This is a genomic window from Paenibacillus sp. JT22N15 (genome assembly GCF_059383755.1).
The window spans coordinates 526,955-549,554 of sequence record NZ_JBXENV010000003.1 but is presented as its reverse complement, the minus strand read 5'-3'; the positions used below and the strand labels follow the sequence as shown (position 1 = coordinate 549,554).

General features: G+C 46.3%; 19 protein-coding genes, 3 pseudogenes and 1 riboswitch. Of the genes and pseudogenes, 15 read left to right on the top strand and 7 right to left on the bottom strand.

Going from position 1 to position 22,600, the window contains the following annotated elements:
• Positions 1-34: 34 nt before the first annotated feature.
• The 3 genes from AC50X8_RS08515 to AC50X8_RS08505 all read left to right on the top strand — a co-directional run bounded on the left by AC50X8_RS08515 (position 35) and on the right by AC50X8_RS08505 (position 3,170).
• Entirely contained in the window at positions 35-697 is a 663-nt protein-coding gene (locus tag AC50X8_RS08515) for a hypothetical protein (RefSeq protein WP_494879304.1), read from the top strand.
• 76 nt (positions 698-773) lie between these two features.
• The gene (locus AC50X8_RS08510) at positions 774-2,228 is read left to right on the top strand and encodes a methyl-accepting chemotaxis protein (RefSeq protein WP_494879303.1); all 1,455 of its coding nucleotides are present in this window, start codon (positions 774-776) and stop codon (positions 2,226-2,228) included.
• 45 nt (positions 2,229-2,273) lie between these two features.
• Complete coding sequence (locus AC50X8_RS08505; protein ID WP_494879331.1) at positions 2,274-3,170, top strand: alpha/beta hydrolase; 897 nt, start codon at positions 2,274-2,276, stop codon at positions 3,168-3,170.
• Positions 3,171-3,288: 118 nt separating this feature from the next.
• On the opposite strand, the gene AC50X8_RS08500 is transcribed toward AC50X8_RS08505, so the two are convergent.
• Complete coding sequence (locus tag AC50X8_RS08500; protein ID WP_494879302.1) at positions 3,289-3,558, bottom strand: TetR-like C-terminal domain-containing protein; 270 nt, start codon at positions 3,556-3,558, stop codon at positions 3,289-3,291.
• A 100-nt stretch (positions 3,559-3,658) separates the two neighbouring features.
• On the opposite strand from AC50X8_RS08500, the gene AC50X8_RS08495 reads away from it, so the two are divergent.
• On the top strand, positions 3,659-4,165 hold the full coding sequence (locus tag AC50X8_RS08495; RefSeq protein WP_494879301.1) for an MFS transporter: 507 nt from the start codon (positions 3,659-3,661) through the stop codon (positions 4,163-4,165).
• 369 nt (positions 4,166-4,534) lie between these two features.
• Here AC50X8_RS08495 and AC50X8_RS08490 read toward each other — a convergent pair whose 3' ends face one another.
• Entirely contained in the window at positions 4,535-5,080 is a 546-nt protein-coding gene (locus tag AC50X8_RS08490) for a TetR/AcrR family transcriptional regulator (protein WP_494879300.1), read from the bottom strand.
• 216 nt (positions 5,081-5,296) lie between these two features.
• On the opposite strand from AC50X8_RS08490, the gene AC50X8_RS08485 reads away from it, so the two are divergent.
• Both AC50X8_RS08485 and AC50X8_RS08480 read left to right on the top strand, forming a co-directional pair.
• Positions 5,297-6,436: an MFS transporter gene (locus tag AC50X8_RS08485; protein WP_494879299.1), complete on the top strand. Its 1,140-nt coding sequence runs from the start codon at positions 5,297-5,299 to the stop codon at positions 6,434-6,436.
• A 16-nt stretch (positions 6,437-6,452) separates the two neighbouring features.
• A pseudogene (locus tag AC50X8_RS08480) lies at positions 6,453-6,796 on the top strand (aldo/keto reductase); the annotation flags it as partial.
• Positions 6,797-6,846: 50 nt separating this feature from the next.
• Here AC50X8_RS08480 and AC50X8_RS08475 read toward each other — a convergent pair.
• A pseudogene (locus AC50X8_RS08475) lies at positions 6,847-6,984 on the bottom strand (transposase); the annotation flags it as partial.
• 352 nt (positions 6,985-7,336) lie between these two features.
• Positions 7,337-7,424: riboswitch (cyclic di-GMP riboswitch) on the top strand.
• Between the two features lie 198 nt (positions 7,425-7,622).
• On the opposite strand from AC50X8_RS08475, the gene AC50X8_RS08470 reads away from it, so the two are divergent.
• The 4 genes from AC50X8_RS08470 to AC50X8_RS08455 all read left to right on the top strand — a co-directional run bounded on the left by AC50X8_RS08470 (position 7,623) and on the right by AC50X8_RS08455 (position 13,510).
• Entirely contained in the window at positions 7,623-8,285 is a 663-nt protein-coding gene (locus AC50X8_RS08470) for a condensation domain-containing protein (protein WP_056040250.1), read from the top strand.
• A 61-nt stretch (positions 8,286-8,346) separates the two neighbouring features.
• Positions 8,347-12,264, top strand: a complete 3,918-nt coding sequence (locus AC50X8_RS08465) for a non-ribosomal peptide synthetase (RefSeq protein WP_494879298.1) — start codon at positions 8,347-8,349, stop codon at positions 12,262-12,264.
• The gene (locus AC50X8_RS08460; RefSeq protein ID WP_494879297.1) at positions 12,261-13,001 is read left to right on the top strand and encodes a thioesterase II family protein; all 741 of its coding nucleotides are present in this window, start codon (positions 12,261-12,263) and stop codon (positions 12,999-13,001) included. Before AC50X8_RS08465 ends, AC50X8_RS08460 begins: the two co-directional genes overlap by 4 nt.
• Positions 13,002-13,021: 20 nt before the next feature.
• On the top strand, positions 13,022-13,510 hold the full coding sequence (locus AC50X8_RS08455; RefSeq protein ID WP_494879296.1) for a hypothetical protein: 489 nt from the start codon (positions 13,022-13,024) through the stop codon (positions 13,508-13,510).
• Positions 13,511-13,549: 39 nt separating this feature from the next.
• Here AC50X8_RS08455 and AC50X8_RS08450 read toward each other — a convergent pair whose 3' ends face one another.
• Together AC50X8_RS08450 and AC50X8_RS08445 are read right to left on the bottom strand one after the other, a co-directional pair.
• Positions 13,550-14,368, bottom strand: coding sequence for a DUF4367 domain-containing protein (locus AC50X8_RS08450; RefSeq protein WP_056040257.1), 819 nt, complete (start codon positions 14,366-14,368; stop codon positions 13,550-13,552).
• A complete protein-coding gene (locus tag AC50X8_RS08445; RefSeq protein WP_056040259.1) occupies positions 14,349-14,939 on the bottom strand; it encodes an RNA polymerase sigma factor in 591 nt (196 codons plus the stop codon). Before AC50X8_RS08445 ends, AC50X8_RS08450 begins: the two co-directional genes overlap by 20 nt.
• Positions 14,940-15,383: 444 nt before the next feature.
• Between AC50X8_RS08445 and AC50X8_RS08440 the strand changes: the two genes are divergently transcribed.
• Positions 15,384-15,863: a GNAT family N-acetyltransferase gene (locus AC50X8_RS08440; protein ID WP_494860462.1), complete on the top strand. Its 480-nt coding sequence runs from the start codon at positions 15,384-15,386 to the stop codon at positions 15,861-15,863.
• Between the two features lie 223 nt (positions 15,864-16,086).
• On the opposite strand, the gene AC50X8_RS08435 is transcribed toward AC50X8_RS08440, so the two are convergent.
• Positions 16,087-17,361, bottom strand: coding sequence for a stalk domain-containing protein (locus AC50X8_RS08435; RefSeq protein WP_494860460.1), 1,275 nt, complete (start codon positions 17,359-17,361; stop codon positions 16,087-16,089).
• 329 nt (positions 17,362-17,690) lie between these two features.
• Between AC50X8_RS08435 and AC50X8_RS08430 the strand changes: the two genes are divergently transcribed.
• On the top strand, positions 17,691-18,902 hold the full coding sequence (locus tag AC50X8_RS08430) for a glycoside hydrolase family 5 protein (RefSeq protein WP_494879295.1): 1,212 nt from the start codon (positions 17,691-17,693) through the stop codon (positions 18,900-18,902).
• Between the two features lie 176 nt (positions 18,903-19,078).
• Positions 19,079-19,180, top strand: a complete 102-nt coding sequence (locus tag AC50X8_RS08425) for a lipase family protein (RefSeq protein WP_327204939.1) — start codon at positions 19,079-19,081, stop codon at positions 19,178-19,180.
• On the opposite strand, the pseudogene AC50X8_RS08420 reads toward AC50X8_RS08425, so the two are convergent.
• Positions 19,175-19,543 (bottom strand): annotated as a pseudogene (locus tag AC50X8_RS08420) (TIM barrel protein); the annotation flags it as partial. The gene AC50X8_RS08425 and the pseudogene AC50X8_RS08420 overlap by 6 nt on opposite strands.
• A gap of 285 nt (positions 19,544-19,828) precedes the next feature.
• Between AC50X8_RS08420 and AC50X8_RS08415 the strand changes: the two are divergent.
• Positions 19,829-20,158: an ArsR/SmtB family transcription factor gene (locus AC50X8_RS08415; protein ID WP_056040267.1), complete on the top strand. Its 330-nt coding sequence runs from the start codon at positions 19,829-19,831 to the stop codon at positions 20,156-20,158.
• Positions 20,159-20,213: 55 nt separating this feature from the next.
• Positions 20,214-22,469, top strand: coding sequence for an ATP-binding cassette domain-containing protein (locus tag AC50X8_RS08410; RefSeq protein ID WP_056040269.1), 2,256 nt, complete (start codon positions 20,214-20,216; stop codon positions 22,467-22,469).
• Positions 22,470-22,600: the final 131 nt, after the last annotated feature.

The window sequence follows — 22,600 nt, the reverse complement described above, 5'->3', positions numbered from 1 at the left end:
ATGACGATCCGAAGGGAGGCTATAAATTTAGGAGATGCTAGCTCATTACCTCAGAAATGCTCAGGATCGGACTGCCATCGTAAATACCGCATCGCTTGTCCTTAATATTTTTATTGGCATCGGCAAGTTAGTCCTTGGCCTCTATCTCCTTTCCGGCTGGTTCATTACGAATGCGTTGTATTATTTGATCCTTTGCGCTGCCAAAGGACAGGCCCTTCACATGTATGCCGTGGCCAAAAAGATTGAATCTCCTGAGCAAAAGTATGACTTGGAATTCAGCGTGTATAAACGCAGCGGCTTTTTTCTCTGCCTGCTAGTTGTCTCCTATATGCTGGTCTGTTTGCGCATGTATCTGGCTAGAGACGTCTTTATCTTCGACGGTTTTATTGTTTATCTGGTAGCGGCCGTCGCCTTTACGAAGCTGGCAGTAGCCATCTATGGGAATATCGTTTACCGGCATCTGAAAAATCCAATTATTTCCACGCTGAAAATGTTTAATTTTATTGATGCAATGGTGTCCATTGTTGTCACTCAAACGACTTTGCTTACGATGCAAGCTTCACCTTATGCCATAAGCGTCAGCGCTTTGTTTGGGATGGCATGCAGTGCTTTGTTTTTTCTCATAGGCATTTATATGCTGTACAAAAAGAAGAAGGAGTCTTTGACAGAGGAAGAGGGTGTGGACCCATCTATGTAATTGGCTTGATTGTGCTTAACATTTGTTTAATCATTATAAAAATTATCAGACACTATCATCCGGGGGAAGAAGACAAATGAAAAACAGCTTTTTGAGAAGCAACACTGAAAAAGTCAACCCAATTATCGCCTGCATTTTATGGCTTGCTTTGTTATCCTTCTGTCTCTTTCTTGCTAGCGGCCAAGTTAAAGTTGAAGTGGTTTTCTCGCTGTTTTTGGAGCTGGTCGTTGCGACGGTACTAATGTCTAGAAAAAAATACCCGATTCAAACGATGGTTACTTTGATGATTGCCATATTAACCTGCACAACCGCCTATATCGAATCGGCTGGTGCGGGCATGCTCATTATGGTTGTGCTTTGTGTCGTTTCACTTTATTTGAATAGAGTGCTGCTATTCGGATTCGGAGGCTTGTACAATATATCCTATATTGTCATTTATTACTCCAAACACGAGCAATTCGATACAACCTTTTATATGACGATCGGTTTCATCGAACTGACGATTGTAGCGTTATATTTTGTCTGTAAACGCGGAAACGATCTCATTCATGTAAGCCGGCATAAAGAAGCCGAAGCCCGGGAGCTGTTGGACGAGCGGGATAATATGGTCGGTGTCGTTCACGAGAACACTTCCTCGTTAAATGCCGATATTGCCAACTGTAATCACGATATTGGCGTTTTAAAGAAGATGAGCAATACGATAACGGCCAGCATACAGGAAGTGACGGTGGGAATTCGAGATCAGTCTGAAAGCATGGCTCATATAAGCGAAATGATGAACCATGCGGATGGGAAGATGTCGGAAATCAATCAGCTGTCCCACAATCTCGCCGACCTCTCAGGCAGCAACGGAAGGGCCGTTCGCCAAAGCTCGGAGCGAATCGTTCAAATGGGCAAACAAATGAATATTATCAACTCGACTGTATCGGATTCATTAACTACCGTTCAGGAATTAAACAAAAGCGTGGATGATGTGAACACTTTCCTGTTAGCCATTAAGCAAATTTCCGATCAGACCAGCATTCTCGCTTTAAATGCTAATATTGAAGCCGCCAGGGCGGGGGACGCGGGAGCGGGATTTGCGGTCGTGGCGAATGAAGTTCAGAAGCTTGCTCAGGAATGCTTAAACTCGGTTAAACAAATCAACACGATTATTCATAATATTAAAAGCAAAACGCAGCTTGTGGTTGAAAAGGCTAGCAACGGCAGCGTGGCAGCTAAAGAAGGGGAGGCGCTCACCGAGCAAGTGCTTGAAAGCTTTGACAGCATCAGGTCTACTTTTCAACAGATGGATCAATACATAGCCCAGGAATTGGACATGACGGATCAAATGAGTGTAATCTTTTCTCAAGTGCGGACGCAGGTTGATCATATCTCGGGTATTTCTCAAAAGCATGCAGCAGCAACCGAAGGGGTACTGACCACGACACAAGAGCAGGAGAAGAATATCGATGTCATCTACGATTTTATCGGCAATATTAACAACTCCAGCATTCGGCTGCAGGAACTGATTGAGAAAAGCTCTAAATAAAACCTTAAAAATAGAATGGAGTGTTTGACAATGGATAGACAGCAAATGGATCATAAGCAACAACTGGAAATGGTGCGAAGATTTCGTGAAAATGTGGTGGGTACGGGAGCTGCGCTCCAGCCAAGCGCAAGCTTTGCTGTACAAAGGCAAGAGGCCATCATTCCTACCAGTGCTGGGGATACCCGTGTCCTAGTGTATACACCGGAATCTGCTTTGTCTGATTCTCTACCTGTATACATCAATATGCACGGGGGCGGCTTTATTTTGGGAAAGGCAGAAATGGATGATCCTTGGTGTCGATTGATTGCCCATCGGGCTGGCTGTGTCGTCATTAATGTCGATTATCGGCTCGCTCCTGAACATAGATTCCCGACTGCGGTTCATGAATGTTATGACGTTGCGAAGTGGGTTCACGAGCATCCAGAGTCTTTTTCAATCAACTCAGCGATCATGGCGATCGGGGGACATAGTGCAGGCGGCAATCTGGCTGCCGCTGTATGCTTGTTAAATCAACAGAGTGGGAGCGAGCTTCCGATTTTATTGCAAATTATTGATTATGCGCCATTGGATTTGGCAAAGGATCCCGCTTTAAAACCAAGCTTTGAGGAAGCGATCCCGGCGGAAATGGCAAAAATGTTTAACTCCATGTATTTGGCTTCCGCAGACGATGCCCATAGTCCGCTAGCTTCGCCTGTTTATGCGGAAGCCCTTCAAGGACTGCCCGAAGCATTGGTTATTACCGCTGGGAAAGATTCGTTGGCTGAAGAAGGCATAGCCTATGCAGAAAAGCTGAAACAACACGGTGTGAAGGTGCTGCATAAACAATATGAGGGAGCAGCGCACGGATTTACCCATTATGGTGATCTAGCCGTCGCAGAAGATGCCTGGAACCTGATGAGTGACAAACTGAAAGAAGCTTTCTCAAAAGGAGAACAAGGATAGGAAAGTATGAATAGTTCATCGTTTAATTTTCATTCATAGCAATAATCCCCCAGCCTTTGTCTGGGGGATTATTGCGTTTAAGATAGGCATTACGGGTGTCTGCCTGCGGCAAATCGAACTATGAAAGATTCATATCCAGCAGCTTTTCTACTTGCTCTTCCATGACACGTGGGGGATAGGGCATTCCATTTAGAAACCACCATTCCACAATTCCTACGTAAGCTGGTGCAAAAAATTGAACCATTACATCTTCATTGATTCCACGATTTTTCCCCTCCGTCATTTCCCAGCTGCGCTTAATATCCTCTATGACAAATTCTAGGAAGCGGCTGCGAAAGAAGGGAGCTCCTTTGCTTGCCAACATGGCTGAAAAAACAAATAATGACATTCAAAATATTCGAACCAGCTCATGCCCCATCTTTGGAAGCTGATTCAACCTCCGCTTCGCACAGTATTCTTCCCTAGCCGTTTCAATCGCAGGTCCCACAATGCCATTATTATTTTCCGGTATAAATCGCAAGAAAGTCATGCTGCTGGTCCTCGGGATTTTTGTTGTTTGTAATATAGTATCCCTATTTGCGCCAACCTTCACCGTTGCACTAATCGCCCGTATTATTCCAGGCTTTTTCCATCCCATTTATTGTTCCTTGTCTTTGACAGCAGCTGCTAGCTCCGTAAGCAAGGAAGAGGCTCCAAAAGCTATTTCTAAAGTGATGCTTGGCGTGACCGCAGGAATGGTACTTGGTGTGCCCATCACAAATTTTATAGCTAATGAAACTTCCATAGAAATGGCGATGGTCTTTTTTGCTGTCGTAAATGCTGTGGCCTTCATCGCAACATGGCTATTTATACCATCTATGCATGTTACGGAAAAACTTTCATACGGAGCCCAGTTAAGCGTATTAAAAAAACCGATTATTTGGCTAGCTATTGCTGCTGTTGTACTTATAGGCTCAGCAGGGGCTAGTGTTAGCAGTTACATTGCAGTACCTTGAAACCATTACTCATATTTCGGGGAAAATGTTAAGCTTGACGTTATTTTTATATGGCTTGGCCAGTTTGCTGGGCAACTTAATCGGAGGGAGGCTGCTCTCTAAAAATCCAATGAGAACAGTCGTGACTTACCCCATCGTATTAGGATTGTTTTTATCAGGGATGGGTACACGATACATCGTGTTAGGAGGAATTATATTTTTGGTATTTAGTTTGTTAGCTATTTTACTGAGAATGTACATGTATCGTCCGACCAAACAGCACTCTAGATAAGAAGTGCAGGCATGCAGCTAACGCGAGGACTTTTGTTGAAGCTGCGCCTGCCTGTAAAAAGGGATGCCTCCGGCCCTCAGCATAATGGGGGCCTTTTCTTACACATTTCGCTCAAGCAACGTCCCCAGTTGCTCTGCCAAGACATGATGGGGGACAGGCTTGTCATTCGTAAACCACCATTCCACAACCCCTACGTAAGCAGAGGCAATAAACCTGACTAGAAGATCTTCATTTAACTTCTCATTCTTCCCTTTGATTACCTCAACCTCATTCGTTAATTCTTCGATAAGCAAGTCGAGAAACCGGCCGCGAAAGTAGGGGGCGCCTTTACTCGCCAGCATCATGGAAAAAAAGGAATAATGAAGCTCAAAGTATTCCGTCCACATCAAAGTGGCTTCGGTAAATTCCAATTCGGCTGCGGATTTGCACATTTCCCTTAACACGTTGATGTGTTCTTCGATAAGCTTGTCCAGCAAATCAAATTTATCCAAATAATGAAGATAGATCGTTCCGCGGCTCACATTCGCCCTATCGGAAAGATCCTGGATCGTAATATCATCAAAATTTTTCTCTGACATCAAATCAATAACCGCTTTTTTTAACGCTTCCTGGGTTTTGAGTATTCTCCGATCCACTTTAGCCAACTGGGAATCACCAATCTTTCTTTAATAATAGACAATGATGATGCAACTGTTCATTACTTAACAAATCCAGCTCATTTAGCAATTGCAGATGTCCGGTGTCTGTTTATAATTATAGACGTGAGTACATTAATGAATCAAGGAATAGTAGAAATTCAATGTTTTTGATGTCCGAAAAACGCATCGGGGATTATACGTAAAAAACGGGGGGAAAGAACAATGGAACGTCTATGGACGAAATCGTTTACGCTCATGACGATAGGAAACCTATTTTTGTTTAATGCCTTTTATATGCTGTATCCGACGATGCCGCTATTCATCACACAGATGGGAGGCAGCGAATCGCAGGTCGGGCTGGCGATGGGCGCGTTTATGCTGTCCGCCGTTATTTTTCGCCCCATCGTCGGCGGGATGCTGGACCAATTCGGCAGGCGCCCGTTTCTCATTTGGGGGCTTATTCTGTTCATCCTGGCAATGTATATGTATAACTGGGTTGGAGGAATTGTTGTGCTGATGGGGCTCAGAATTTTGCATGGTATGAGCTGGGCCGTTTCTACAACCGCCTCAATGACAGCGATTACAGACATGATTCCAGCGGGCCGCCGCGGCGAAGGAATGGGATGGTTCAGCACATCCATGACCTTGGCTATGGCAGTCGGTCCGATGTTCGGGCTCTGGGTGACAGAGAACCAGTCGTACAGCGCTTTGTTTTTAATCGCCGTCGTCCTCTCTGCGATAGCGCTGCTCCTGACGTTAGGAGCAAAAATGCCCTTCCAGCCCAAAACGGGCGTAAGAAAAATAGAATTGTTCGAAAAATCCGTTTTGCCGATTGCGGCATCCGTCTTTTTTCTGTTTATCGCGTATGGGGGCATTACAACATTTGTTCCGCTGTTCGCTAAGTCGATTCAGGTCAATTCCGGCGCATTCTTTCTGGCCCTTACTGCATCACTGGCACTCAGCCGTCCCATTTCGGGAAAACTTTCGGATCGATACGGAGAGATTTCTGTTATCGTACCAGCCCTTGTCATTACGATTGGCGCCTTGATTGTGCTCAGCATGTCGACCGGCTTAGGCGGTGTGCTTGTTGCGGCGATTTTATATGGCATCGGGTTTGGCTCCGCGCAGCCGGCCCTTCAAGCGGCAACGATCCGTCTGGCCCATCCAGAGCGAATCGGAGTTGCCAACGCCTCGATATCGACTGCTAATGATCTTGGCATCGGGCTCGGTGCGATCGTGCTAGGCTGGGTTTCCCAGTATATGAGCTATCAGGCGTTATTCACGGTCAGCGCTTTGTCTGTTGCGATTTCCTTGCTGCTGTTCACTTTATTTGTGAAACGTTTGTTGAAAAATAATGAATAAATGGAGGAACAATCAAATGGAATATGTGAAACTCGGAAATACGGGCTTGGATGTATCCCGAATTTGTCTGGGCTGTATGGGCTTCGGAGTAGCCGTGCAAGGAGGGCTTCAATGGATTATTAATGAAGCAGACAGTCGTCCCGTTATTAAAAAAGCACTAGAGCTTGGTATCAATTTTTTTGATACAGCTAATGTATATTCAGCCGGATCAAGTGAGGCGGTTATTGGACCTGCTTTAAAGGAATATGCAAATCGGGATGAAATCGTGCTGGCTACTAAGGTGAATGGGCGCATGCAGGTCCAAACGGTGCCGGACTTTCTCGAAAGGCCATTATGAGCGAGATTGATAAAAGCCTGAAACTCTTCAGAAAGAACCTGTAACCTCACCTATTGTTGGTGCTACAAAAATATCGCATATTGAGGATGCTGCAGCTGCTCTTTCCATAAAGCTGACACCTGAAGAAATAGCCCAGAAAGATGATCTTGAAAAGAATAAGCGGATCAATGGCTGGACGCCCATTATCTTGTGAATACATATGCCGAACCTTTTAGACAATAAAGGAAAAATCGATACCACAGAAACGCGGTGATGCGTTAAACTGAATGCTTATAAAGATGGCTGTCGAGACCTTCTCGACAGCCTGATGCCGCCTAAATGGCGGCTTTTTTGTTTTAAAATTTTCATAGCGTTACGTATCAAGGAAGATAAATCTGCGCAGGATTATTTCGTTCTAGTCTATCCAAGTTTCGTCTCCTCCCATAGACTTTCATTCTCTTCATATTAATAGGACCCCTCTCCCAAAAACTTTTTGTCGAATGAAAATATAAAAAAATGTAAAAAACGTAACTATTTGATGAACGGATTGTTTATAGATTAGGAATGGAATAAAACAAACATAAAATGGATAAAGGCATACCTATGGAAACATAGGGACGCAAAGCCATGGCCTAAGGCATCAGACGATGCTACGGTTGACAGGTTGCTGGAAAATGGGAGCAGACTGTCCAAAATCCGGGCAGTTTTTTATTTATCAAAACAAGTTATTGGGGGTAATTTGATGAAACGTTTTTATTATCCATTAACACATGCGCAAAAACGAATTTGGTATACCGAGCAGTTTTACCCCGGAACGAGTATTGCCAATTTGAGCGGTTTTCTCAAGCTTAGATCGCATGAGGGAATGGATTGCAGCAGGAAGGGAACAAAACCGTTGTCCAGCAAAATGGCAAACCAGCCGATTCAGTAGTCAAGCTGGAGGTGATTATGCCGGTAGCTGTAGCTATTAACGTATCACGAACGGTAGGCTGGTTTACCTCCCAATATCCGGTTGTGCTCGACATGAGCTATACGGACGATTTAGCCTATCAAATAAAACGGGTGAAAGAAGATTTGCGCCATATTCCCAATAAGGGAATCGGTTATGGCCTGCTGCGATATTTGGCAGCTGATGAGCATAAAGCAGGGCTCACCTTCTCATTCAAACCGGAAATCAGCTTCAACTATTTGGGGCAATTCGACAGCGAGGTGCAAACAGACTTGCTTTCACCATCCGTATACGATATGGGCGCGCAAACAAGCCCGGAATCTGAAGCGCTGTATGCGCTCAGCTTAAGCGGTATGGTAAGAGGCGAACGCCTCGTTGTGTCTTGCGCCTACAATAAAAAGCAATATTTGCGAGCTACGATAGATCAGCTGATGGATCGCTTCCACCATCATTTGCTTGTATTAATTCAGCATTGTACAGCCAAGACAGACAGAGATTTCACACCTAGCGACTTTACGGCGAGCGAATTGCAGCTCGAAGAGGTCGGAGATATTTTTGACATGCTGGCAGAGAAGTTTGGCTAAGAGAATGAATTAGCGCGCAGTTTAACTTGCTGCGGAATGGATAGAAGGAGGCCAAGCACAGGTGAACGGGATTACTTTTCAGAAGGATCAAGTACAAGATATTTATTTTTTATCGCCTATGCAAGAGGGCATGCTGTTTCACACGCTTCTGCACCCCGGACAGAGCTATTATATGGAGCAACTGGCCATTTCGGTGAAAGGCTCATTTCGCAAAGATTTGCTGGAACAAAGCATGAACGTGTTGATGGATCGGTACGATATTTTTCGTACCGTATTCCTCCACGAGAAAATCAACCGGCCGGTTCAGGTTGTATTCAAGCAGCGAGCGTTCCATGTTCAGGAAATAGATTTATGTGATCAGCCCCAAGAAGAGCAGCAGCGACAGCTTGCTGCCTTCAAGCAGCAGGATAAAATGCTGGGATTTGATCTGTCCAAAGATATTTTAATGCGGACGACCGTTTTTAAGACAGGTGAGGACACGTATGAATGGATATGGAGCTATCACCACATTATGCTGGACGGCTGGTGCTTTGGCATTATTGTAAAGGAGCTGTTTCAGATATACAGCGCCTTGCTGAATCATAAGCCATACGAGCTGCCCGTCTCGAAACCATATAAGGAATATATCAACTGGCTTGGCAAGCAGGATAAGGAGGCTTCGCTTGTCTTTTGGTCGAGCTATTTAGCTGAATTTGAGGGGCAGGAGTCTTTCGCCGAGCAGCGCAGCAGACGCAGGGAGGAAGGTTATTCGTCAGGCGAGCTTCATTTTAAGCTTGGAGAGGAAGACAGTGAGGCTTTCTCTAGACTGGCAAGAGAGCATCAGGTTACGTTAAGCACAGCGATTCAAGCCGTTTGGGCTATTCTGCTTAGCCGTTATCAGCGCAGCAGCGATGTGTTGTTTGGAGCAGTTGTATCGGGTCGTCCCGCTGAGATTAGCGGTGTGGAGAGTATGGTGGGCCTGTTTATCAACGTAATCCCAACCCGTGTCCAGATCGTACCGGATATGACCTTCAAGCAATTAGTATCGGAAATGCAGAGACTTTCAGTGCAAACCGAAGCGCATCAGTACGTGCCGCTTTATAATATCCAGAGCCGAATAGGCCAGCAGACGTTAATTGATCATATTGTTGTGTTCGAGAATTATCCGCTTCAAGAGGCCGGCAAACAAAGTGACGAGCAGAGTCTGGGATTTACGATGGGTGACATTCATATTTTCGAAAAAAGCAATTATGATCTTAATCTTCTCGCTGGGCCTGGCAAAGAGATGGTGATGAAGCTAGCATACAATGCCAATGTGTATGAAAGCTCCTTCATTAAACGCTTGAAGGCGCAGCTCATCTACATGATCCGCCAGCTCGTGAGGGAGTTCAATAAGCCGCTTGGTGAGCTTGAAATTGTGCCGGAGGAAGAAGCGCATCGCTTATTCGCTTTTAACCGTCTGGATGGCCGGGACGGGGAAATGGCAGCAGCAAGCAATATGACGCTTGCTCAGCGATTCGAATGGCAGGTGGAGAATACGCCGGAACATCTTGCCCTTTCTGCTCCAGATGGATTATTTACTTATGCTGAGCTGAACGCTCGTGCAAATAAGCTCGCTTACGTGCTTCGCGGCAGAGGAGTTAACGACGGGACTATCGTTGGTCTGCTCGTTCACCGCTCATCAGATATGATTGCAGCTATTTTAGCCGTTCTTAAGGCTGGGGCGGCGTACGTCCCAATCGATCCTGCGTACCCAGAGCAGCGAATCAGCTACATGCTGGAGGATAGCGGAGCGAAGCTGCTGCTCACGCAGTATTCGTTGACAAGCGTTATCGAGAAAGTAGAGTATCAAGGAACCCTTCTGTACCTCGATGATCCAGAGCTGTATAAGGAAGCTGCCGCCAGCAATTTAGACACTGGGGAAGCGCCAATAGACACATTAGCGACGACTCCCGGAGGCTTGGACAGGCTTGCTTATGTGATGTACACTTCTGGTACGACTGGCCAGCCTAAGGGGGCGCTGATCACACATGCCAATATTTCGCGGATTGCGATTAATACGAACTATATTGAAATAACTAAGAATGACAACGTGCTGTCGTTGTCCAATTATGCTTTTGACGGCTTCACCTTTGACTTATTCGGCGCATTGTTAATTGGGGCTGCACTGGTGCTTGCTCCAAGCGATACGATTATGCATGCTGGCAAGCTTGTACAGTTCATTAAAGAAGAGAAAATTACGGTCATGTTCGTCACGACGGCGCTGTTCAATCTGCTCGTAGATGAGGAGGATTCGTGGATGAAGAGCATCCGCAAGGTGCTGTTCGGCGGAGAACGCTCATCGGTGAATCATGTACGCAAAGCGCTGCATAGCATGGGACCGGATAAAATCATTCATGTATATGGCCCAACGGAAAGTACGGTGTTTGCGACCTTCTATCCGGTTCATGCGCTTTCGGAGGATATGGCTTCCATCCCCATTGGCAAGCCGCTTAATCAGACTTCAGCTTATATTGTAAATGAGACGGATCAGCTTCAGCCGATTGAAGCGGTCGGGGAGCTTATCCTGGGCGGTGAGGGGCTGGCGCTAGGGTATTTGAATCGGACAGCTTTAACCGCAGAGAAATTTGCTCCAAATCCGTTTGTACAAGGAGAGCGTATTTACCGCAGTGGTGATTTGGCAAGGTGGCTGCCCGATGGGAATATCGAGTTTATAGGACGCGTCGACGATCAAGTGAAAATTCGCGGCCATCGTATTGAGCTAGGTGAGATCGAGAAACAGATTGTAAAACTTGAGCAGGTTAAAGAAGCGCTCCTGTCTGTTGCATGTCGTGCTTCGGGCGAGGCATCGCTTTGCGCTTATGTTGTATTGAAGCCTCAAATGGAGTTAAGCAAGAATCAGCTTCGCAATTATTTGCTAAGCATGTTGCCAAACTATATGGTTCCGCCAGCCTTTGTTTTTCTTGATCGACTGCCGTTGACCGCCAATGGAAAAGTGGATCGGCGAAGCTTGCCTGCAATGACGGAGTTCATGAATGAATCCGAACACTACGCACCTCCTCGCAATGATACCGAGGCCAGGCTCGCTGTAGTATGGTGTCAGGTACTCGGGGTAGCACGAGTCGGTATTCATGATGATTTTTTTGCTCTAGGGGGTCATTCGCTGAAAGCGATGACGCTTTGTTCTATCATGCTAAAGGAATTTCAGATCGACATCCCCATAAAATTATTGTTTGAGACGCCGACAATTGCTGAAATTGCAGCTTATTTGCAGGAATGGGTCGAAAGTGGGCAAACGGTGTCTAGGGCTTCAGCGCATCTGACGCTGCTTAACCCTAAGGGTGGCCCCCATTTATTTGCTTTCCCTCCGGTGCTTGGGTATGGCATAGTGTTCAAGGAGCTTGCGGACCAGCTGCCTAATTATCGCGTTCACGCTTTTGATTTTATTGAAGAGGAGGATCGCATCACTCATTATGCCAGCCAAATGCAGAGCATTCAGCCGCATGGCTCCTTCATCTTAATCGGTTATTCTGCTGGATGCGCTCTAGCATTCGAAGTTGCCAAACAATTGGAACGGGGCGGCAGGCAGGTAGAAGTTCTAATCATGATTGATTCTTATTGGAAAAATAACGTGAGTGATTTGAAGGGCCGTACAGTGGAAGGTGACGTTGCAGAGCTTATGGAAGCCAATAAGCAAAATATTGCGCTGCAAATAGACGCAGTTCGTGAAGGAATCGTTCGCAAAACAGCGGCCTATTATAAATATTACGTAGAGTGGATTGCGGAGGGGCAAGTTCATACTTCTATTCATCTGATTCAATCCGAAACCGCATTTACACTTTCGTCCGAGCTCTCTTCCTGGAAAAGGGCTGCGGGAACGGGAGAATATGTGGAGCATCAAGGCTTTGGAAAGCATGGGGAAATGCTGCAAGGGGGCTTCGCCAGACTGAATGCTCAAACCATCCGCTTTCTATTAAAAAGGAGGCCTGTGAAAAAATGAATCCATTGCTCAAAACGTTTTGCACGGGAACTGGAAAAATTCCACTTATCTGTTTTCCATTCGCGGGAGGATATTCTGCTGCATTCTGGCCGTTGCACCATTTTGTTCAAAATGATTGCCAGCTGCTCGCGGTTGAACCTCCTGGACATGGAACGAACAGCATGACCTTGATTCCAAATTTGGAGGGATTGGTGGAGCTGTATGCGAGGGAGCTTGCTGCGTATTTTCAACAGCCATTCGTCCTGTTTGGACACAGCATGGGTGGAATGGTTGTATACCGTTTGGCACAGAAGCTGGAGCAGCAAGGAATAGTCGCTAAAGCGGTCATTATTTCAGCTATTCAGCCGCCACAAAGCAAGCGTGAGCGAACAGCGCATCTTGATGATGACGCCTTTCTCGATCACGTCATTCCCATAGGCGGCATACCCGAGGAGCTAATAAAGCAGCGGGAAATGCTCGACTTTTTCCTGCCCTCTTTCCGGGCGGACTTTCAGGCACTCGAAACCTTTGAACATAGCGATCACACGCTGCTTCAGGCGCCTATGCACGTGTTTTACGGTGCTGAAGACTATAAATGCGCGGAGGAAGCTGACGGATGGAGGAAATGGGCCCATAATGTCCGGCTGCATCGCTTTGAAGGAGGACATATGTTTCTGCTGTCAGAGCCGGAGAAGGTGGCCGCGAGCATCCGAAGCATTATTGAAGCAGCCAATAAAGAAGAAACTCACTATATCTAGAAAAAGAAAGGTGATTTAAATTGCTATTATTCAAAAATAGATTGTCGAAAGCTGCTATGGGAATAATGATTATTGCCAGTTTATTATTTTCGACTACCACCTATGCGGCACCGACCATAAGCAAAGGCATTGCGCTTACGGCACCACCACCTTCAACATTATCATTGAAGGGTTTTATGAATCCAAGTCATATTTACTTGCTTGATGGAACAAACCGCATTACTAAGGTGAATAATCAAGCTGTGACGCTCTCAGGTTATACATATGGCTATTATCAGCTTGATAGCCTCGGAATTACATTCTATTTGGAGAGATGGACGGGGAATGAATGGGTGACCCACGGAACAGGCGTGAACAGAAGCGATTTGAATAAAGATACTTTTAGCAGTTCTGTGACGATGAGCGCAGATAGCGGTTACTACTATCGTGTACGTACCATCCATTGGGTCATTGAAAACGGCAACTATGAGCAGGGCCAAGTTATAAGCGAACATATTCTTGTGTCATAAAAAAAATAAAACAGGGGCCGGCTGTGCGGAGCCCCTGTTTTATTTTTGGTTCATCGATTCAGCAAATGCGATTAAATCAGCTTTGGAGAGATTGCCAACGATATGAATATAGAGATTAGCTAACATGAATTCCAGCTTTTTTGTTTCATTCGGCATGCTGGTTAAATAACCTTTACCGCGCAGAAGTGGAATGATCTCTACGGTGGAGCTAGCTGCACTTGCAAGCGAGCCGACTACGGAGCCCGACTCCAATTGCTGCAAATTTACTCTAAGCAGCTTTGCTTCTTCATTTTTAAATACATAAAGCACTTCATTGGACTTAGCATCGTTTGGCTGTACGGAAATATCTATCCGGCTTAATTGATAGCCCTCTGGCAGTTGAGGAAAGGAGGGCGGTGTAAAGGTAAGCTTATTATTGACCTCATCCTCCATGACCGATATCGTATGAGACTCTTGCCCTGAAAGGGGATGAATAGATGATTCATTGTTGCTTTTGTCATGCGAGGTATCCCGTTCTTCAGGAGGGATAGTCTTCGCTCCTTTATCGCTTTTATCCTGATTTCCGAAGAAGAACGAAATCATTTGGCCAGGCAGCTCGACGATCGATTGATATATAGGGCTAAAGGCCTTGGTCTTTGCTGAAGTCCCGAACAGGAAGGATCCAATCATAATGGATGCCGTTATTAGGGCGACATAGGATAGAGCTCGATTTCGACGCTTTCTGCGGTTAAGTGCTTTTAATTTTTTTTGCGTTATTTGCCATGAGTTGTGATGGGTAGAATGAAAGGCTGGCGGCATTTGCTGGATAGCCTTCTCGAAGGCCTTCTCAAATAACGGATCATTTTCTTCGTCCTCCATTAGCAGCACCTCGTTTCTTATCCCATTTGTCTTTCAGTGCTTTACGAGCCCGGTACAGCTTCTGGCGGATAATATCCTCTGTCGAGTTTAAATGTTCAGCTATTTCCCGGTAAGAGAACTGTCGCTTCCACTTAAGCTCAATTAAGAGACGGTATTCCGGTTTCATTTCCAGCATGCACGTTATTAATTCCTCTTCCAGCAGCTTCGCCTCGACCTCGCACTCCACCGTCGCAGAATAAGGGGACTGCATAGCACCCGTCTCAATAAAAACACTTTCCAGCTCTACTTCGTTACGAATTTTTTTGTGTTTTCGCAAATAATTTAGCGTTTTATTTTTCACTAAAACTCTGATCCATGCTATTAACTGCCTTTCATCCTGAACTTGTGGCGTATGGGAGATGGATTTATAAAAGACCTCCTGAATAATATCCTCCGCCGCGCTGTGATCCTTGACCATATACATGATTGGCCCGTAAGTTAAATGATAAAAATCTTTGAAAACCTCTTCTTGGATCGTTGACCCTAGTTTACTAAAATCGGGAGAAAGCAGCAATAATAGCTTGCTTGTCAAGTAAACACCTCATTTTTATGCGTAGGAAAAGCCTTAGATTGACGAAAACCAATAGACGATATTCCTGCAATATGTATGACATACATACAAATCATTTTCAATTATGAATCGGAAATTTCGTTCCGTTATATTCCAATTTTGTTTTTTCGTATTCGATATAGAACCGCTATCAAGGACGAACTTTTTTTATTTAGTATAATTCTTTTATTTGGATATAGCACCGCAAACAGTTCCCGTATTTTCCGCAAATCTGTTGCGTGATATAACTTAAAAAAATGTTGCATTCAAATGAATGGGCTTGATTGGGTAGGTGAATATAGCTTTTTAAGAAATACTTATTGAAAAATTCAATCGATGGAGTAATTGACGCTTAGGATCGTTCATGATAATTTATATAAAACACTTTAAAACCAATAAATCCAATGAGATAAAGGGGTTTTTAATATGCCATCGATTGTGGTTGCTGCTGCTGAAGATGTACGAAGCAAGGATTCCGAGCAATTAATTAAGGAGCTAAGCGAAGAACTAGGATTGTTATATGGCGGTGATGGGACAGCAGGATTCCAGCTATCCGACGTGGAGGCACCGCGATCAGCCTTTATTGTTGCCCGTCTGGATGGGTATCCTGTAGGCTGCGGGGCAATCAGGCCCCTTGATGAAACATCAGTGGAGGTCAAGCGCGTATACACACGTTCAGATTTCCGCCGGAAGGGTGTTGCTCAGGCAATTATGGCTGAAGCGGAGCGTCTTGCGCTCGAATTTGCCTACAGCAATCTGAAGCTGCAGACAGGTCCCAAGCAGCCTGAAGCGGCGGCGCTTTATGAAAGAGTAGGGTACTACCGGATACCGGTTTTTCATGGGGATTGGGATGAGGTACTCGCGTTTCAAAAAGATCTCGTGCTCAAGCCGGTTAATCTCATATAGCCCCTATATTCGGTTAAATTATGTTGATGCATGGAACGCAGCCGCTTGCTGCTGTGCTAGCCTGTCTCCACCTAAAGGAATTGAACCGATATTTCCTTTGTTCACTCAAGCATTTTGGGGAATCATTTGATTCCAATGTTGCAAATGAGCGTGTCAGGAGATTCGGTTCAATGAATGGCAGATGATTAAATAGAAATTTAGGAACTAGGGCATTTTGATAAGTTTACTCTTTTAAAACCGAAGTATTCACAGCGCTTTCCATCTGGTCGTTATAGGCACGGAATAAACCTAGACGCCAGAAGGCCGCTCCTTTCAAATCATAACGCTTGGCAAGACCTAGCTTATCTTTGATGGAAGAGGGCGTTTCACTGCTTAGGCTGATGCCAAGCAGGAGCTTTTCCTTAGGCGCACCAGCATCCAGTGCAAGTTGAATCGCCTCATCTACAAGACTATTAGGTTCGGGTACCTGTGATTTGGTCCCAATCGGATTAAACTGATAAGCCATAATGATAAGATCATCTGCAATGGAAGCGAGAGTCTTATAATCGTAGCCTTTATAGGCGCTATTCAATGGTGGCACTGCTAAAGATAAGGAGATATCCTTAGGCAAGGAATTTTTCAACTGCTTAACGTAATCGTTTAGCAGCTTCTGCTGTTGCAAAGCATCCAGCTTATATCCCAACCCCTCAAAATCAAGAACAATCCCGCCAAAACCGTTCTCCGCAACGGAATCCGTTATGCCCTGTATAGACTTCTGGCGCAAGCTGCTGTCACTCAAAACCTTGGTTAGTTCACCGTTCCCGTCTAAAGCATAAACCATAAGGTACGGTTTGATGTCCTGATTCGCTGCATCCGCCACAATGGATTGAGGCGTAACGTCACCTGCCGCAGCAGGCAGTCGGTACTCGTCACCTTGCAGGGTAAACTGGCCTTCGCGATCGATGCGGCTCCACCCAAAAGCTACAGAATTCATGGATGAAACCAGATCTCTTTCCTGAAAAGATTGCAGGGCATAGAAGGCTCTCAAATGCATTTCGCGTTGTGGTGATAGAAGGGAAACCGTGCGTGTTGTTTGATTCCAGGCCACAGCGACACCGAATTGGCTGCTGAACGAACTGAGCGGGATAAGCACACGGCCTTCTAGTTGAATCGGCGCTGCAGCCAGCTTCACTTTTTTCTCGTTGACGGTAGCCGTAGTGCTCCCCACTTGAAGAAGTACCTCCGTTATTTCCCCTTTAAGACTGCCTGCCGCTTTGACCGTTTGTGTCTTGCTGTTCCAAGTGATTTGGATTCCAAGAGCCTCTCCAACCGTCCGGAAGGGGACATAAGTAACCCCTTTGTCTATCCGCGGTGCTGCATCAAATGGCAGTAGAACATTATCCAGCGTGACCGATATTGCAGGTGCTGCGTAGACATCACCGATATTTGGAGCAGTACCGATCAAGGATAAGGCAAGAAGGGTGGCGGCAACTGTTTTTCCTGCTTTTTTTATTAACATAACTTGTTTTCCTCCTTCTCATTGGATACTAGTAAAAGTAGAAAAAGTAGAATTTCAATTCATAGAGCATAAATCTAGCATCTGTTAGTATAGCAAAATTTTTATATAGTTCCAATTAAAAGAAGTCATATACATAAAGTAGAGAAGAGTGATATTGAGGGGGATTTCCGAGAACCGCTAAGAAAAAGAGGGTTTAATGCAATTAAGCTGCAGCAACTACACTATTTATCCGATATATTCCAAGAGTGGGTCATGTCAGGTGCGATAGGCCTGCGAGGCTGCACGCTGCGCGTTAAGGTTAATTCTGGATAATAGAAAGGGAGGATTGGATGAAATGGATAGGAACGTGCCTGTTGCTGGTGGCTGTGCTTATCTCGAGCACCGGGGCTACTGCTGCTGGCAAGCCCGCAACGTCCTTGAGTTATTACCACACGTCAGGCAATCAAATCGTCGATGCCAAGGGCAAACCGGCTAGTTTCAACGGGGTGAACTGGTTTGGATTCGAGACGGGCAATTTTTCACCCCATGGCTTGTGGACGCGATCATTGGACAGCATGCTGGACCAGCTTGCAAAAGAAGGCTACAATTTGCTGCGTATTCCTTATACGAACGAAATGCTGCTTCCTGGTAAAAAACCAAGCGGGATCGACTATGTGAAAAATCCCGACCTAAAGGGTCTGACGCCGCTCCAGCTGCTGGATAAGCTTGTTCAGAAGGCGGAAAAGCGCGGTATGAAAATCATTCTTGACCGTCACCGCCCACAGGCCTCGGAGCAAGCGGAGCGATGGTATACACAAGCGGTACCGGAAAAAACATGGATAAAAGATTGGACGATGCTGGCAAAGCGTTACCTGGCCAACGACACGGTAATCGGCGCCGATTTGCATAATGAGCCGCACGGTTCCGTATGCTGGGGCTGCGGCGATTCAGACAGCGATTGGCGGTTGGCTGCGGAGCGGGCGGGCAATGCGATTCTCGCTGTCAATCCGGACTGGCTGATCATTGTGGAAGGGGTAGACGCGAATGTAAAAGGTCAGAGCGGCTCCTATTGGTGGGGCGGAAATCTGTTGGGGGTTCGCAAATATCCAGTCCGGCTGAAAGTGCCTAACCAGCTCGTTTACTCACCGCACGATTATGGCCCAGGCGTTTCGTCGCAGCCGTGGTTCGCAGATCGGACATTTCCCGCGAATCTGTCTGGCGTATGGGATGCTAATTGGGGCTATATTCATAAGGAAAAAATCGCACCTATACTGCTCGGGGAGTTCGGCGGCCGCAATGTCGATTCAACATCGAAGGAGGGGAAGTGGCAAAATGCTCTTGTCGACTACATCGGGCAGAATGATCTGTATTGGACCTACTGGAGCCTCAATCCGAACAGTGGAGATACCGGCGGACTGCTGTTAGACGATTGGCAGACATGGAACAAGCCTAAGCAGAAAATGCTTGCCAGAATCATGAAGCCTGTGAACGGCGGCACCAAGTCGGCCACTCCGAAACATACAGCAGGCCCGGCGTCCGAATGGCTGCAAGTGGAAGCCTAGCAGATGAAGAGATAAGAATAGCGGTTAATAGGATGGACAGAGGAAGTCACCTGAAGGGTGGCTTTTTTTATTTCAATGATATAAATATTTCCCTAATCTGAGAATAAATTTTGCATCTATTTCATTCCTTTCACGTCATATTAACTATATTCACAGCACGCACGCCTGTCGTATTCGTGCACGGATTGGGAGGTTCGGATAGCAATTTCACTTACATTGAGAGTTATTTGCGCAGTCAGGGCTGGTCCAGTAATGAGTTATTTGCGATTGATCTGTAGTCCCAAATCCACTCCTGCCCCGACATGGCTCACCGGATGCATAACAATCTGATCTGAGCCTAGAGCTTCTGTCCGTTCTAATTCGTCACACATAAATGATACGCTGTGTTCAAATACTTTACTGTTAATCGTATTAGCCAAATTGACCAGGAAAGGGGCATCAACAACGATATGGCTAATGCCTTGTTCCTTCATATGTGCATGGCCCGCTGAAATGTTGTAGGCTGCTATGGGCTTTCTTTTACTATTTTGAGGAGCTCCTGTATATATCAAAAATGTATTAGCACCATAGGATGCAGCCTCTTCACTTGCTCTTAGCAGCATCGTTTTGCCACCCATAGATACATGACTGCCGATTAGCATGCAGAAGGCCTCCGTTTAATAATCTTGCAGAGCAAGTTAAAAGAAGTCTGCCCTTGACTATTTAGCATTATTCGAGGGACTGGATTATCCTGACATTCAACATAAATGGAGTTAAAAAATGTTGTTGACACGACACCAAATGGTGACCTATTATCCAAGTGACACTAAATGGTGTCGAATTAACAATTCTCGCCTCGTGGGCGCTACATCCGAAGAGCCGTATCATTTAAGAAGGTTGTGAAATTATCGGTTGTCCCTTGGTAATAATTTTTAGGAGAGGGTGTTGTGAGCGAGAACAACCCGATGCGGGATGTGTTTGACGCGATTGCAGATCCAACTAGACGCCGACTGATTCAGCTGTTAGCAGAAACAGACGAGGTACCGCTTCATGAGTTAACGGCAAAGTTTCAAATGGGGCGAACAGCCGTATCCAAGCATTTGACAATCCTTAAAGAGGCTGGGCTAGTGCTTGATCGAAAAGTCGGCAGAGAAACACGATTTAGGCTAAACGCCTCTCCACTCAGAGAAATTCAAGATTGGGTAGGTTTCTACAGCAAGTTTTGGAGTACGAATATGTTGCGCTTGAACGAACTATTTGATGAGGAAGAAGAATGAGTTTTACATTAAATTATGGACCCACCCCATTAACACGATCGGAAGGATGTAAAGCATGAGCGAATCTAATCAGGAGTATATCGTAATCTCGGGAGCGAGAGAAAACAATCTCAAGAACGTTTCCTTGCGCATTCCCAAGCGGAAGATCACGATTTTCACCGGGGTATCCGGATCTGGCAAATCATCGATCGTCTTCGATACAATCGCCGCAGAATCCACCCGGTTGCTGAATGAGAACTTCAGCATGTTCGTGCGCAATTTTCTGCCCCGTGTTCCACAGCCGGATACGGACGGAATCGAGAATCTGAGCATGGCTGTAATTGTGGATCAGAAGCGGCTTGGCGGCGGTTCCCATTCCACAATGGGCACGATTACCGATATATCTCCCATTCTTCGTCTACTTTTCTCCCGAGTGGGTCAGCCTTATATTGGACAAGCCAATATGTTCTCATTTAACGATCCGCAAGGCATGTGTCCGGAGTGCAATGGGCTCGGTCGCAGGCTGGGCGTCGACATGAGCAAGGCGGTGGATATGTCAAAGTCGTTGAATGAAGGGGCAATTTTGCTGCCGGGCTATTCGGTGAACGGCTGGGATTGGAACTTGATCATGCAGACGGGGTTCTTCGATGCCGACAAGAAGCTGAGCGATTATTCGGATGAGGAACTGGAGCAGCTGCTGTACGCCAAGGCGGGAAAAGTAGAAATGCAGTTCGCCGGCAAGGCAATGAACATTACACTGGAAGGCATCATTGAGAAGTTCACCAACAAGTACATTAAGCAGGATGTGAAGACGAAGTCCGAGCGTACACAACAGACTGTTGCGCCGTACATCTCCGAGGGCCCCTGCTCCAGCTGCCGCGGTGCGAGGCTTAGTCAGGCTGCACTCAATTGCAGGATCAATGGACTCAATATTGCAGAACTGTCCTCGATGGAGGTCGGACAGCTCATCCGCGTCATACGGGAGATTGACGAACCTGTTGCCGCGCCGGTCATTAAGTCGCTGACAGAGCGGCTGCAGCATCTGGTGGATATCGGACTTGACTACTTGACATTGGACCGTGAGACGGATACTTTGTCCGGTGGCGAGTCGCAGCGCGTAAAGATGGTTAAGCATCTGAGCGGCAGTCTGGTGGACGTCACTTACATTTTTGATGAGCCGAGTGTTGGCTTGCACCCCCGCGATGTGCACCAGTTAAATGAGCTATTGCAAAAGCTCCGCGACAAGGGCAATAGCGTCATCGTCGTCGAGCATGATCCCGATGTAATTAAGCTCGCAGATCATATTGTCGACGTTGGGCCACACGCCGGCAGCCGCGGCGGTAACATCGTATATGAAGGAAGCTTCCAAGGTCTGCTGGAGGCAGGTACATTGACAGGCACCCATATGAAGCGGCCGCTCCAGCTGAAGCATGATTGCAGGCAGCCATCTGGCAAGCTGTCTATCAAGAATGCCATACTGCACAACTTGCGAAACGTGAGTGTAGATATTCCAACCGGCGTACTGACGGTAGTTACAGGTGTCGCCGGTTCGGGCAAAAGCACGCTGATTAATGAAGTGTTCCTCAGCCAGCATCTGGATGCGATCGTCATCGATCAATCGGCGGTAGGCGTGTCAACGCGCTCGAATCCCGCGACCTACACGGGTATTATGGATGATGTGCGCAAGGCGTTTGCTTCCGCGAACAAGGTAAGCCCAGGTTTGTTCAGCTTCAACTCCAAGGGGGCCTGCGAGAACTGCCAAGGGCTCGGTGTTGTATATACAGACCTTGCATTTCTCGACAGCGTAAAGCTGCCGTGCGAAGTATGTGGAGGCAGACGGTTCAAGGAAGAGGTGCTCGCGTACAAGCTGAACGGCAAGTCCATTGCAGAAGTGCTGGAAATGACTGTGGAGCAGGCATTGGATTTTTTCGAGCTAAAAGTCGTTGTACGCAAGCTGCAGGCGATGAGCGATGTGGGGCTGAACTATATAACACTTGGCCAACCGCTCAGCACGCTCTCGGGCGGGGAATGCCAGCGCATCAAGCTGGCAAGCGAGCTGCATAAGCAGGGCAGCATCTACGTACTGGACGAGCCGACGACAGGTCTGCATATGTCAGATATCGGTCTTCTTCTGGAGATTATGAACCGCCTCGTGGATGCCGGCAATACGGTAATCGTCATTGAACACAACCTCGATGTGATCAGCCAAGCGGATTGGATCATCGATATGGGACCGGACGGAGGCAGCAAGGGCGGCCAGGTGGTGTTCGAGGGCACACCTCCGCAGATCATCAATGCGGAGCAGTCGATTACGGGAAAATACTTGATGTAAGGCATGAAATCCACTTTCGTAATGTGTGGAATTCATAATTTCTTAGCGTGACAAGGAAAATATACTAAAGGTTAAATTTTCATATGCTCAACCAGGGCTGCCAGCAAAATCGGCAGCCTTTAGCTTTAGTA